Consider the following 12,933-nt stretch of genomic DNA (forward strand, 5'->3'; position numbering starts at 1 on the left):
CTCGACGCGGTGAATTGGGATCTACTTCAAGCATATAGATACTAAAACAATATTCTGCTATGAGCAGGTAATTTGCTGGTAAAATATTAGGGACGGTAAATTTTCTTAAGGCTGTGGTGTAAAGGTAATGTCCAAGCTCTTAGCGACACTTCCAGACGGCAAGGTCTGTGATTTCATAGATCAAAAAATCCGTAACGATACGCCCGAAGAGTATGTTCGTCAAAACATCGAGCGTCGTTTAGTGCTGGAGTTGGGCTACTTGCCAGAGCAGATCGAGGTTGAGTATCCGATTAAACAGGGTAGTAAAACAGTTCGTGTCGATCTGGCTATTTTCCGTGAAGGGGATCAACATAATCAGGAAAATATTTGGATTATCATTGAGTGCAAAAAAGACTCGATATCGCCATCTGCTAGTAAAGACGGGATTAAGCAACTTCGATCTTACATGGCGGCTTGTGATAACTCTGAATGGGGAATGTGGACAAATGGCAAGAAAAAAACTGTTTTACGCCGCATTAGAACTGAGGAAGGAATTGAGTATGAAGAGCCTAATGATATTCCTTCTAAGAATGGTAATGTTGAGGAGGTCGATCGCCCAACTCGTGACGCTTTAAAAAATGCTGTTGGCGATAACTTACTGTTTTCTTTTAAGATTTGCCACGATCATATTTATGTGACTGACGGGCTACAAAAACAACCTGCTTTTTTTGAGCTTTTAAAGGTTATTTTTTGCAAGATTCATGATGAGCGTAATTTACCTAATCCATTAGAATTTTATGCAACGGCAAAGGAAAAAAAGAGTAATGATGGTCGATTAACTGTTTTTAATCGCATTAGCAAGATTTTTAGTGCGGTTAAAAAGCAATACCCTGCTATTTTTGATGCGAATGATGAGATTAAGCTCCAACCCCGTTCTTTAGCCTATATTATCGGTGAGCTTCAACGCTATAGCTTTTTGAGTACGAATATTGATGTTAAAGGGAAAGCCTATGAAGAGCTTGTTGGTGCAAATTTAAGAGGCGATCGCGGTGAGTTTTTTACACCAAGAAATGTTCAGAAAATGACAATTCGGATGCTTGCGCCAAAAATCACTGATAGGATTCTCGATCAATCCTGCGGAACAGGTGGTTTTTTGGTGATTGCAATGAATGAAGTCATTGAAAAATTAAGCCAACAAGCTGGAGTAAATGAGAAATCAGATGTTTGGATGAAGAATGCACTAAATTCAAAAATTAGAGATACGGCTAAAGTTAATTTCTTTGGGATTGATATTAATCCAGATCTTGTAAAAGCTACCAAAATGAATATGGTGATGAACAATGACGGATCTGGAAACATTTTTAGACAAGATTCTTTGTTGCATCCTCATCAATGGGAAGATGGTTTTCGTAAGCAGTTTGCTAAAGCCTTAGACGTTGACCCTAAAGATCTACGCAATCCTAAAGATCTAGCTCGTTTTGATGTAATTGCAACGAATCCGCCTTTTGGTTCAAAGTTACCTATTAAGGATGAAGAAACATTAAAACAATATCAGCTTGCCCATGTTTGGAAAGAAACTGAGTCTGGTTGGGAGCCTACAGAAAAACTTCAGGGTTCAGCATCTCCCGAAATCCTGTTTATTGAAAGATGCTGGCAATTTTTGAAGCCAGAAGGACGGATGGGAATCGTTTTACCTGATGCAATTTTGGGCGCTCCTGGATTGATTTATGTCCGATATTGGTTGATTAAGCATTGCCGAATTGTTGCTTCGATTGATTTGCATCCCGATACTTTCCAGCCGCGTAATGGGACACAAACTTCGGTTTTGATTCTTCAGAAAAAAACTGAAAAGGAAATCGATCAAGGAACAATGCCTGATTATGAGATCTTTATGGCACAGGTGAAGGCGATCGGGCATGATAAACGGGGTAACATCACCTACAGACGTAATGAGGAGGGTGAGGAGATACTCGTTCCTACTAATCCAGAGTCAATCCCTTTGATCGAACGCACGGCAACGGGTGAAGGTTTTGCTAGACCTCTACCGCGTCAGAAGGTGGAGGACGATGATACGGATTTGGTAGCTAATGAGTTTATCGATTGGAAGAAAAAGGTGGTACTAGGATGGTAAGTTATGCTTTTAAACCTGATTACACGCCAGAGATACCTGATGATGAGTCGGAGAAACTATCAACGACGATCAAATTCAGTGAAGTATTTGCTGCTGGTGTGCGTCTAGAGGCTTCTGCTTTTAGCATTGAAGCTCATAATGCAGTTACAGTTTTGACAAATAGTGGTTTACCTCTCATCCCGCTTTACGGTGAAGGTGGGCTTTGTCAAGGAGGATACTACCCTCATAGATTTAAGAGAGTTTATGTAAGTCCTGAAAAAGGTGTTCCATTTTTATCTAGTTCAGAGATTATTAGTTTACGTCCCAAGACTAATAATTTTGTTAGTAAAAACTACAACCTAAAATTAGACCGACTACTTCCAGAAAAGTGGGATATTTTAATCTCTCGTTCAGGAACAATAGGAAATATTGGTTTAGCAACAGAAACATTTATTGGAAATGCACTTTCTGAACACGTTATTCGGCTCCAAGCAAATAAACCTGAAACGGCTGGGTATGTTGCAGCTTTTTTGCGTAGTCGATATGGTCGTCCTCAATTAATTCAAGAAACATTTGGTTCAGTCGTTGATCAAATAGAACCTCAACACTTATCACGGGTTCAAATTCCTGATTTGCCGCCAATTCGCCGAATTGAAATTGGTCGTTTGATGTGTAAAGCGGGAGAATTGCGTGATGAAGCAAATCATTTGTTAGACGAAGCCGATCGCCTTCTACATGAACGTTTAAACTTACCTTATCTCAAAGACATTGCTCCGCGTGGTAGTGCATCTTTTACGACTACGATCAAGGCTTCGCAATTGATGGGACGCTTAGAGGGTAGTTTTCATAATCCCGAAGCGATCGCTGCTGAGAAACAACTGGCGAAATTACCTGTTGAAATCACAAAAATTGGCGATCCAAGAGTTACCAAAGAAGTTAGAGCAATTACAAAATTCCGAACACGAACCTATGTCGAAAAAGGTGGAATTCCTCTATTAAGTAGTAAGCAACTTTTTCAAATCGATCCAATCAAGATTAAACGACTTGCAAAAGGCGCACATACAAAAGACTTGCCTGAAATTCAGCTAGAAGAAAACATGATCGCTGTTACTCGCTCTGGCACGATTGGAAAGGTACAGATTATTCCTAAATACATGGCAGCATGGACAGCTAGTGAACACGCAACAAGATTTATAGCATCTGATGATATTAATGTAGGTTATCTTTACGCTTGGTTAGCCTCAGATTATGGTTACTGTCTCATAACTCGATGCTCCTATGGTTCGGTAATCCTTGAAGTTGATAAGGAAATGTTTTCTTCTGTTCTAATTCCATTACCAGAGTTACCTATTAGAAATGAAATTGGCGATCTAGTTCTCAAAGCTAATCAACTACGCGATCAGGCTTGGCGTAACGAACAAGAAGCAATTTCTAAATTAGAAAAACTAATTTCGTCTAAATCAAATACACCTATGAATAATCAAACACCTACTGAGGACTTCTCTTTAGCAAATATTAAATTTGACTATAATGCAGAACCAATCTGGGAATTAGCCGCCCGACTGTCCGCCAAAATTCCTAATGAAGAATGGGAAAAACTGCCAAAAGACTTAGCCCAAAACTTTGACCATTATCAACAGCAACAGGATATTTAATGAAAATCGTTTTCGCCGATACAGGTTATTGGGTTGCTCTTCTCAACCCTAGTGATGATTTACATAAAAAAGCTGTCCAGTTATCAAAAAGATTAAATCCCCTCTACATTGTCACCAGTGAAGTCGTCCTCATAGAAGTTTTAAACGATTTTTCCAAACGTGGTGAGTATTTCCGTGACTTAGCCATAGAGCTAACTCAAGATTTGCGTTCTAATCCTAATATCCGTATTGTTCCCCAAACCAGTGAGCAATTTGAACAAGGCTTAAGACTATATCAACAGCGCAAAGACAAAGCATGGAGTCACACAGATTGCGTATCGTTCAAAATAATGGAAGATATGGGGATTTTTGAAGCTCTAGCCTATGACAAACACTTTGTTCAAGCAGGATACACCTCTCTAATGCGAAACTGTCGGAAGTGAGTAGAGGTCAATCTTTGTGAGATGGAAAAAGCTGAGATTCAAGGGTTTACGAGAAATAGAATTGATTCGGCGATCGCCCTTCACTAGGTTATGACTGTCCAGAATTGCTTCAATCCTAGCGAGTTATTGCCGTATGTCTAGCTACCTAGAATAAAAATCTCAAATCTCATCCTTCCAGAATAAAAATCTCATCCTTTAGAGAGGGAACGAGTTCCTAGTTTAATGGCATCATCGGGGTGTAATGGGTTTTGAATACGGTTTGTTTTAACCATTGTTTCTCTTCTCATTTTAGAGTTTGCTATTCTTGCTCCTACTTTTAGCCCTAATCTCAAATCAGGGATTAGCTTGCTGGCCGCAATTAGAGGAATTGCGACTTTAGGCTTAAACATTTACTGGTTCTTTTGCTACGTTCATCTTGGGCAAAAATTGTCAGCCCCGGAAGCAGCTTTACATCCTAGCCGCAAGGAAGTAATTCAAATTTTATAACTTTTATAACTAGGAGTTCTAGTCAACTTGGCAGCAATGTTAATGCCATTAGTCGGCATCGAAACCATTGTTAGAACATTGCTCCTCAAAACGCTTTCAGTTTCGCAAGAAGCCGCTATCTATCTATTAAAGATACAAATCCTAATAAAGATAAATAAAGAGGAAAGAAGCATGAAAACAATCGATCGGACTAGGGTATTAGAAATTGGACAATCAACCCTAAAAACAAAGACTCTTTCCCCAGAACTACTCCATAAGATAGATGCCTACTGGCGTGCTGCCAACTATCTTTCCGTTGGGCAAATTTATCTCTACGATAATCCATTGCTGAAGGAGCCACTAAAACTATCCCACGTCAAACCATTGGTGGTGGGACATTGGGGTACGACACCTGGACAGAACTTCATCTATGTACACTTGAATCGGGTAATTAAGAAATATGACCTAGATCTGTTCTACATCTCTGGCCCTGGTCACGGGGGACCAGCAATTGTGGGCAATGTTTACCTTGAAGGCACTTGGAGCGAAGTTTATCCCAACGTTACTCAGGACGAAGCTGGGTTGAAAAAGCTGTTCACGCAGTTCTCGTTTCCTGGTGGGATTTCCAGCCACGTTGCGCCGACAACGCCAGGATCGATTCATGAAGGGGGTGAGTTGGGATACTCCCTCAGTCATGCTTTCGGCGCTGCTTTCGACAATCCCGATCTGATTGTCGCTTGCGTCATCGGCGATGGGGAAGCGGAGACGGGCCCCTTGGCGACGGCTTGGCATTCCAACAAGTTACTCAACCCAATTACCGACGGTGCCGTGCTGCCAATTCTGCACCTGAATGGTTACAAAATCGATAACCCAACCGTCCTGGCTCGCATTGAGCATGAGGAGTTGGAACAATTTCTCCAAGGTTGCGGCTGGACACCTTACTTTGTGGAAGGCGATGAGCCAGAAAAGATGCACGAACTGATGGCCAGTACCCTGGACAGGGCGATCGCAGATATCCGGCAAATCCAAAGCAATGCACGGAACCGGAACGATACGACTCGCCCGCGCTGGCCGGCGATCGTCCTCAAGTCCCCCAAGGGCTGGACGGGTCCAAAAGTGGTGGATGGCTTGCCCAATGAGGGGACTGCGCGATCGCATCAAGTGCCGCTACTGGTAAACTCCGAGCATCCCGAGCATCTCCAGCAGTTGGAAAGCTGGATGAAAAGCTACAAGCCAGAAGAACTGTTCGATGAAGATGGCCGACTCCTGCCGGAATTGGCTGAACTGGCTCCAAAGGGCGATCGCCGCATGGGTGCAAACCCCCACGCCAACGGCGGCATACTACTGCGCGACCTGCAAATGCCAGACTTCCGCGACGGGGGGCAGGGTCAACGCTGCCAGAAAAACCGTTAGTCGGACAAGCACTTGTACCGACCTGAAACAAGGCAAGAAATCCGCTATTCTAATCGATTTAACACACTAGAGGAAACATCATGAGTACTGCAATTGATAACTTTACCCAACAACTTCATGACAATTTAGAAGCGGTTGAAAATCGCGCAAAGTCACTGAAGCAAAATATCCAATCTGTACCCGGAAAAACCCAAGCTGAGATTCAATCGACCTTCGACAAAGCAAAGACAAATCTGGACGCAAAGAAACAAGAATTTGATGATTATCGGGCCAAGCTCAAAACCCAATTGGAGGAAAAAGAATCTGAGGTAATGTCGAATATTGAAGAATGGAAAGCAAATCGCGAAGCCGAGAAACTCGAACGTCGGGCCGATAAAGCCGAAGACCACGCGGCTACCGTGACCTTTTTGGCAATGGCGGCGATCGAGGAAGCCGAAGAAGCAACTTTAGCGGCGATCGCGGCCCGACTCGATGCCGAAACCGCTCGTAACGGGTCAGATGAATCGTAAGATTCAGGTAATGCCGCTATGGATAATTATTTCCACAGATAATCTCAGGAAGAAAATTAATGAAAGTCAACGCCTACGCAGCCCAAAACGCCACGACGACCCTCGCACCTATTGACATTCAACGTCGCGATCGCGGCAAACATGATGTGGAGATCGACATTCTCTACTGTGGCGTGTGTCACTCTGACCTGCATACCGTCCGCAACGAATGGCAGGGAACCACCTACCCTTGCGTACCCGGTCACGAAATTATCGGACGTGTTGTTAAAGTGGGAGCGCAGGCCAACAAATTTAAGAAAGGCGACATCGTTGGAGTCGGTTGCATGGTCGATGCTTGCCTCACCTGTGCTAACTGCAAGAAAGACCTAGAACAATTCTGCGAGAAAGGTATGACTTGGACATACAACTCTCCTGACAAACTCATGGGCGGCATGACGTTTGGTGGCTACTCCGAGAGCATTGTCGTAGATAAAGCGTTTGTGCTGAAAATTCCGAAGCATTTGGATCTTGCCTCTGCTGCTCCTCTGCTTTGTGCCGGGATCACCACCTATTCCCCCTTGCGTCGCAACAATGTTCGCAAAGGTCAGAAGGTTGGCATTGTTGGACTCGGCGGCTTGGGACACGTGGGGGTGAAATTGGCAAAGGCGTTTGGTGCCCATGTTGTCGTCTTCACCACCTCACCCAGCAAAGTTGAAGATGCCCTGCGGCTTGGCGCAAATGAAGTCGTCATTTCTACAAATGCGGATGAGATGAAGTCACACCTGAATAGTTTCGATTTCATTCTTGATACGGTTTCGGCACAGCACGACATCAACGCCTACCTCCTCCTATTGGGGCGCGACGGCAACCTCACCCAAGTGGGTGTTCCAGCTAAACCGCTTTCTCTAGATGTCGGTAGCTTAGTCTTTGGTCAGCGTAGTCTCAGTGGCTCCCTAATTGGCGGCATCAAAGAAACGCAGGAAATGCTGGATTTTTGTGGCAAGCACAACATTACTGCCGATATCGAACTCATTCCCATCCAGAACATCAATGAAGCCTACGATCGCCTGGTGAAGAGCGACGTAAAATATCGCTTCGTCATTGATATGGCTTCATTACAACCAGCTTTGTCAGCCACGAATTAACCCCAAAACTAAGGATATTAAATCAATCTCTCTGCAATAAAGGAATCATCCCATAACTACAACCATTCACTCTAGCTCATGCAGGACATCGTTCAAAAAATAGGAAACTAAACATCATGATTCGACTCCTCGTTAATTTTTTGGAAGCCCTGTTGAATACCTTTTACAGGGGGCGCGATCGCGTCTTTGCCCGATTTTTTGTTCTGGAAACCATTGCCCGCGTACCCTATTTTGCTTTCACCTCCGTTTTACATCTCTACGAAACGATGGGCTGGTGGCGTAAATCTGACTGGTTAAAGGTACATTTTGCGGAGTCATGGAATGAACTGCACCATCTACTGATTGCTGAATCCCTTGGTGGCAATGACCATTGGTACGATCGCTACCTTGCCAGGATCGGAGGATTAATTTATTACTGGATCATTGTTTTGGTCTATCTGATCAACGCCCGTGCTGCCTACAACTTCATGCAACAGGTTGAAGAACACGCTTACCACACCTACGATCTGTTTCTCAAAGAACACGGCGGCGAACTCAAACAAATGCCCGCCCCAAAAGTGGCAATTAGCTACTATCTGAGTGGCGATTTGTATATGTTCGATGAATTTCAGACAACGCACCCTGAAGCCTTTCGTCGTCCTCAGATTGAGAACCTCTACGATGTCATGGACAGGTACTCGTTCGCAACCTCTATATGTCAGTCGATCCATATATGCGCGGTCGCATGAACAGAGGCAAATCCTATGTGCCACCGTTCGAGTTAGATAAACCGATGACTGGCGGCGCAGTTGGCGAAGTCCTAGAGTCCCGCGCCGATCAATTCAAGCCCGGTGATGCGGTCACGTCTAGCTATGGCTGGCGGGAATATTTCATCGCTAAACCGGAAGAGTTACACCCAGTCAGTCGCGACCTCCAACCGCTTTCAGTTTACCTAGCTGCCCTTGGTATGACGGGCATGACGGCTTGGGCTGGGCTGAATTTGGTGGATGTCAAAGCGGGTGACGTTGTGTTTATTTCGGGAGCGGCTGGGGCGGTCGGTAGCGTGGCTGGGCAACTGGCAAAATTGCGGGGATGCAAGGTCATTGGATCGGCAGGTTCAGCAGAGAAAATCCAATTTCTGTTGGAAGACTGTGGCTTTGACATCGCCTTTAACTACAAGACTGATGCGGTGCTTAAACAGTTGAACCTGGCAGCACCGGATGGAATTGATGTCTATTTCGATAATGTCGGCGGTGAAATGCTCGAAGCGGCGCTCTCAGCTTTACGGGTGAATGGTCGGATTATCGCCTGTGGTAGCATCTCTGGGTACAACGACGAAACACCCCAACCTGGCCCTCCTAATCTTTTCAATATGACGACTAAACGATTGACGATGAAAGGGTTAATCGTCGGCGATTGGCTCAGTCGTCAAGGCGAATTTGAACAGGAAGTGGGCGGCTATTTCCGCGCTGGAAAACTGAAAAACAAGGAAACAGTCGTGACAGGCATCGATCAAGCGGTGGGCGCGTTCATCGGTCTATTTGAAGGCAAAAATATCGGCAAGATGATCGTGAAATTCGATTAAGTCGTGACCCATTCAAAAGTAATTAAAGGAGTTTAAGATGAAAATATTGATGGTACTGACCTCACACGAGCAACTCGGCAATACGGGTAAAAAAACGGGTTTTTGGCTCGAAGAATTCGCCGCCCCTTACTATGCGTTCAAAGACGCAGGTGCGACGATCGCACTCGCTTCACCGGAGGGTGGACAGCCACCGCTCGATCCCAAGAGTGACACCCCAGATTCTCAGACAAAAGATACGGAACGCTTCAAAGCAGACCCTGCCGCCCAAGCCGCGATCGCGCAGACAATCGAGTTGAGTCAGGTTTCCCCTGGCGATTTCGACGCTGTATTTTACCCTGGTGGTCACGGACCCCTCTGGGACTTAGCTGAAGATGCAGCCTCGATCGCCCTGATCGAAGCCATGCTGGGGGCAGATAAACCCGTCGCTTTAGTTTGCCATGCGCCAGGTGTGCTGCGTCATGTCAAGGCAGTCAACGGCGATCCTGTGGTGCAAGGTAAAGCCGTCACAGGTTTCACCAACACCGAGGAAGAAGCAGCCGGATTAACTAAGATTGTCCCTTTCTTAGTCGAAGATATGCTCCGAAGTAACGGCGGCAATTATTCCAAAGTCGCTAACTGGCAGCCCCATGTTGTGAAAGATGGGCTGTTAATTACTGGGCAAAACCCCGCATCTTCTGAGCCAGCCGCTAAGGAGCTATTAGAAAAGCTCAAGTTGCTTACCACTGTTGAATAAGCAGCATATTGACAGACCACTCGTAAAAATTGCGATCGCCTCTTTTTGAAATCAAGAAATTAATTAAAAACCAGTATTCAATCATCACTTTTACTCAAAAAAGGCAACTATGACGATACAGCAATTATCGACTCCCCCCTCGGCAAAACCCCGCACGGGCAATGGTTCCGCTCCCAAGGCTTACATGGTGGGGGGTGGGATTGGCTCCTTGGCCGCCGCCGCCTTCCTGATTCGCGATGGCAAGGTTCCCGGTCGCAATATCACCATCTACGAAGCGATGCCAGTCTTAGGCGGCAGTCTGGATGGTAACGGCAGCCCCAAGAATGGCTACACCATGCGCGGCGGGCGAATGCTGACAACCGACAACTATGAATGTACGTGGGATTTGTTCAAATCGATCCCTTCCCTCAGTTCGACCGACCAGACGGTATTTGATGAGACGATCGCCTTCAATAAGCTCCACCAGTCCCACTCTCAGGCGCGACTCATCGATCGCCATCGTGCCAATCTAGATGTCGAGTCGATGGGATTTTCTATGCAGGATCGCATTGAACTGCTCAAACTCACCGAGACTGACGAAGCAAAACTAGGCACTAGCCGCATTACAGATTGGCTATCGCCGCCCTTTTTTACAACCAATTTTTGGTTTATGTGGTCAACGACCTTTGCGTTTCAACCTTGGCATAGCGCCGTGGAATTCCGACGTTATCTGCATCGGTTCATGATGGAATTTTCCCGCATCGAAACCCTAGCAGGGGTTAAGCGCACGGTTTACAACCAATTTGATTCATTGGTGAAACCGATGTTGAGTTGGCTGAAGGCGCAGGGGGTGAATTTCGTCGTTAACTGCACCGTGACGGACTTTGAGCTAAAAATGGATCGGGGCAAAATCGTCGTCACTGGCATTCACCACCAGCGCGACGGCAAGACAGATATCCTGGCGATCGCCGACAACGATTTAGTGTTCTTCCAAAACGGTTCGATGACCGATGCCTCCAGCTTTGGGTCAATGACAAATGCGCCCCAACATCTCACTAAAGAGGATAGTGGTGGCTGGTTGCTCTGGGAAAAGCTGGCACATAGCCATCCTGAATTCGGGAACCCAGCAGCGTTCAATTCTAATATTCCAGAGTCGTTTTGGGAGTCCTTTACGGTAACAGTCAAAGACACCGCTTTCTTTGACCAGATGGAAGCATTTTCTGGGAATAAGGCTGGCACTGGCGGTTTGGTGACTTTCAAGGATTCCAATTGGATGCTGTCAATCGTGTTAGCGCATCAACCCCACTACATCGACCAACCTGCTGATGTGCAAGTGTTTTGGGGCTATGCTCTGCACCCCGATCGCATTGGTGACTTTGTACCCAAATCCATGGCCGATTGCAACGGCAGCGAAATTTTGCAAGAGCTATGCGGTCATCTCAATTTCGATTTGGAGACGATCGCCTCTGCCATCTGTATTCCCTGTCGGATGCCCTACATCACCAGTATGTTCATGCCCCGTGCGGAGGGCGATCGCCCGTTGCCCGTGCCAAAGAACTCCAAAAACCTAGCATTTATCAGCCAGTTTGTCGAAATCCCTAATGATGTCGTTTTTACGGTGGAATATTCCATTCGGGTGGCTCAAATGGCTGTCTACGAACTGCTGGGCATCGATCGCGAGATTCCACCCATTCTGCACCATGACGACTCCCTCAAGGTGAAATTTGACGCAGTGGTGAAGGCGTTTCAGTAACGCTGCCAAGGGCGATCGCGCGATCGGCGTTGATTTAATTCAAGTTGAGTGTTAAAAACACAAAAGTGACGATCCACATTATTACTGGGATTTGCACGATGTTTAGATTCCCGCACTGGAATAACAATGGAACCCATTCGTATCTTTTACTTTTCCGATGTTCTCTGTATTTGGGCTTATATTGCTCATATTCGTCTGGATGAGTTGAAAACAACCTTTCAAGACCAAATTGCAATTGAATCCCACTTCGTCTCTGTCTTTGGTACTGCCCATGAAAAACTAGAGAACGGATGGCGCGATCGGGGGGGATTGCAAGGATACAGTAATCATATTCAGGAGGTTGCCAGCAAGTTCGATCATATCACCGTCCATCCTGATATTTGGACTAAGGTTACACCCCATTCATCCACATCCTGCCATTTGTTTCTCCATGCCATTCAACTACTAGAAGCGAAGGGTTTAGTAGAGCAATCTCAACAGGTATTTGAAAAAGCAACCTGGGCATTTCGGGAGGCATTTTTCACCCACCTGGCAGACATTTCCGACCGTAAGATGCAATTTGGCATTGCGGAGGAGTTAGGACTACCGATCGCAGCGATCCAAGCTCAGATCGATAGTGGTGAGGCTTATGCCCAGTTATCCAAGGATTTTGAATTAGTCAAAGAGCATACTGTTACAGTCAGCCCGACCCTGATTTTTAATGAAGGACGACAGAGACTCAACGGCAATGTGAGCTACAGGGTCATCGAAGCCAATATTCGGGAGTTACTACACCATCCTGCGGGCGAACAATCCTGGTGTTAGGGATGTTGGGCGATCGACCTTGATTCAAGTTGAGTCCATGTAGAGCCAATCACAATTACAAAAGAAAACTACCAAAAGGAAACTACCATGCAAATCCAAATCAATACTGGTCATAATATCGAAGGTCACGAAGCACTGGCCACTCATTTCACTGGTGTGGTGGAAGAGAGTCTGAGCCGATTTGGAGATCGCATCACTCAAGTTAATGTTCACCTGAGCGATGAGAATAGCGACAAGAAGGGCGGCGGTGACGATATGCGCTGCACGATCGAAGCCCGTCTCGCAGGAAGCCAACCCCTCGCGGTAACGCATCAGGCAGCAACCTTAAACCAAGCTGTTGACGGGGCTGCGGAGAAAGTAACCCACTTGCTCGAGAGTACACTGGGGCGACTAGAGCATCAAGCGAGTCACCGAAGTGACCCA

13 protein-coding genes and 2 pseudogenes are annotated in these 12,933 nt (G+C 45.8%); 13 read left to right on the plus strand and 2 right to left on the minus strand.

Annotation, left to right across the window (positions count from 1 at the left end):
* Nucleotides 1–127: 127 nt before the first annotated feature.
* Genes VB714_RS01910 through VB714_RS01920 form a run of 3 tightly spaced genes read left to right on the plus strand, consistent with a single transcriptional unit; the run spans nucleotide 128 to nucleotide 4,166 of the window.
* A complete protein-coding gene (locus VB714_RS01910) occupies nucleotides 128–2,110 on the plus strand; it encodes an N-6 DNA methylase (protein ID WP_323220609.1) in 1,983 nt (660 codons plus the stop codon).
* A complete protein-coding gene (locus VB714_RS01915; RefSeq protein ID WP_323220611.1) occupies nucleotides 2,080–3,744 on the plus strand; it encodes a restriction endonuclease subunit S in 1,665 nt (554 codons plus the stop codon). The genes VB714_RS01910 and VB714_RS01915 overlap by 31 nt, the downstream gene beginning before the upstream one ends.
* Nucleotides 3,744–4,166 (plus strand): type II toxin-antitoxin system VapC family toxin, encoded by a 423-nt coding sequence (locus VB714_RS01920; protein ID WP_323220614.1) that lies wholly within the window; start codon nucleotides 3,744–3,746, stop codon nucleotides 4,164–4,166. The genes VB714_RS01915 and VB714_RS01920 overlap by 1 nt, the downstream gene beginning before the upstream one ends.
* Nucleotides 4,167–4,354: 188 nt before the next feature.
* On the opposite strand, the gene VB714_RS01925 is transcribed toward VB714_RS01920, so the two are convergent.
* On the minus strand, nucleotides 4,355–4,555 hold the full coding sequence (locus tag VB714_RS01925; RefSeq protein ID WP_323220616.1) for a hypothetical protein: 201 nt from the start codon (nucleotides 4,553–4,555) through the stop codon (nucleotides 4,355–4,357).
* On the opposite strand from VB714_RS01925, the gene VB714_RS27265 reads away from it, so the two are divergent.
* From VB714_RS27265 to VB714_RS01960, 8 genes and pseudogenes are all read left to right on the plus strand, one after another.
* Nucleotides 4,467–4,652, plus strand: coding sequence for a DUF3611 family protein (locus VB714_RS27265; RefSeq protein WP_416309579.1), 186 nt, complete (start codon nucleotides 4,467–4,469; stop codon nucleotides 4,650–4,652). The two genes, VB714_RS01925 and VB714_RS27265, sit on opposite strands and share 89 nt — an antisense overlap.
* A 171-nt stretch (nucleotides 4,653–4,823) precedes the next feature.
* Nucleotides 4,824–6,005 (plus strand): annotated as a pseudogene (locus tag VB714_RS01930) (phosphoketolase); the annotation flags it as partial.
* A gap of 119 nt (nucleotides 6,006–6,124) precedes the next feature.
* Nucleotides 6,125–6,553, plus strand: coding sequence for a hypothetical protein (locus VB714_RS01935; RefSeq protein ID WP_323220619.1), 429 nt, complete (start codon nucleotides 6,125–6,127; stop codon nucleotides 6,551–6,553).
* Nucleotides 6,554–6,612: 59 nt separating this feature from the next.
* The gene (locus VB714_RS01940) at nucleotides 6,613–7,677 is read left to right on the plus strand and encodes an NAD(P)-dependent alcohol dehydrogenase (protein WP_323220622.1); all 1,065 of its coding nucleotides are present in this window, start codon (nucleotides 6,613–6,615) and stop codon (nucleotides 7,675–7,677) included.
* Between the two features lie 116 nt (nucleotides 7,678–7,793).
* On the plus strand, nucleotides 7,794–8,405 hold the full coding sequence (locus VB714_RS01945; RefSeq protein ID WP_323220623.1) for an alternative oxidase: 612 nt from the start codon (nucleotides 7,794–7,796) through the stop codon (nucleotides 8,403–8,405).
* Nucleotides 8,345–9,241 (plus strand): annotated as a pseudogene (locus tag VB714_RS01950) (NADP-dependent oxidoreductase); the annotation flags it as partial. The gene VB714_RS01945 and the pseudogene VB714_RS01950, both read left to right, overlap by 61 nt.
* 37 nt (nucleotides 9,242–9,278) lie before the next feature.
* Nucleotides 9,279–9,974, plus strand: a complete 696-nt coding sequence (locus tag VB714_RS01955; RefSeq protein ID WP_416309578.1) for a type 1 glutamine amidotransferase domain-containing protein — start codon at nucleotides 9,279–9,281, stop codon at nucleotides 9,972–9,974.
* A 184-nt stretch (nucleotides 9,975–10,158) separates the two neighbouring features.
* Nucleotides 10,159–11,706, plus strand: coding sequence for an oleate hydratase (locus tag VB714_RS01960; RefSeq protein WP_416309580.1), 1,548 nt, complete (start codon nucleotides 10,159–10,161; stop codon nucleotides 11,704–11,706).
* Here the strand turns inward: VB714_RS01960 and VB714_RS01965 are convergent.
* Nucleotides 11,700–11,843, minus strand: a complete 144-nt coding sequence (locus tag VB714_RS01965; protein ID WP_323220630.1) for a hypothetical protein — start codon at nucleotides 11,841–11,843, stop codon at nucleotides 11,700–11,702. The two genes, VB714_RS01960 and VB714_RS01965, sit on opposite strands and share 7 nt — an antisense overlap.
* Between VB714_RS01965 and VB714_RS01970 the strand changes: the two genes are divergently transcribed.
* A complete protein-coding gene (locus VB714_RS01970; RefSeq protein ID WP_323220632.1) occupies nucleotides 11,833–12,510 on the plus strand; it encodes a DsbA family oxidoreductase in 678 nt (225 codons plus the stop codon). The two genes, VB714_RS01965 and VB714_RS01970, sit on opposite strands and share 11 nt — an antisense overlap.
* 87 nt (nucleotides 12,511–12,597) lie before the next feature.
* Nucleotides 12,598–12,933, plus strand: a 336-nt coding sequence (locus tag VB714_RS01975) for an HPF/RaiA family ribosome-associated protein (RefSeq protein WP_323220633.1), incomplete at its 3' end; no start/stop codon positions are given.

This window comes from Spirulina sp. 06S082 (genome assembly GCF_034932145.1).
In the GTDB taxonomy this organism is placed as follows: domain Bacteria; phylum Cyanobacteriota; class Cyanobacteriia; order Cyanobacteriales; family Spirulinaceae; genus CCY15215.

Coding starts and splice junctions, on each gene's coding strand:
- VB714_RS01940 (WP_323220622.1), top strand. CDS start 6,613: ATGAAAGTCAACGCCTACGCAGCCCAAAACGCCACGACGACCCTCGCA.
- VB714_RS01945 (WP_323220623.1), top strand. CDS start 7,794: ATGATTCGACTCCTCGTTAATTTTTTGGAAGCCCTGTTGAATACCTTT.
- VB714_RS01955 (WP_416309578.1), top strand. CDS start 9,279: ATGAAAATATTGATGGTACTGACCTCACACGAGCAACTCGGCAATACG.
- VB714_RS01910 (WP_323220609.1), top strand. CDS start 128: ATGTCCAAGCTCTTAGCGACACTTCCAGACGGCAAGGTCTGTGATTTC.
- VB714_RS01960 (WP_416309580.1), top strand. CDS start 10,159: ATGGTGGGGGGTGGGATTGGCTCCTTGGCCGCCGCCGCCTTCCTGATT.
- VB714_RS01925 (WP_323220616.1), bottom strand. CDS start 4,555: ATGTTTAAGCCTAAAGTCGCAATTCCTCTAATTGCGGCCAGCAAGCTA.
- VB714_RS01935 (WP_323220619.1), top strand. CDS start 6,125: ATGAGTACTGCAATTGATAACTTTACCCAACAACTTCATGACAATTTA.
- VB714_RS01970 (WP_323220632.1), top strand. CDS start 11,833: ATGGAACCCATTCGTATCTTTTACTTTTCCGATGTTCTCTGTATTTGG.
- VB714_RS01965 (WP_323220630.1), bottom strand. CDS start 11,843: ATGGGTTCCATTGTTATTCCAGTGCGGGAATCTAAACATCGTGCAAAT.
- VB714_RS01920 (WP_323220614.1), top strand. CDS start 3,744: ATGAAAATCGTTTTCGCCGATACAGGTTATTGGGTTGCTCTTCTCAAC.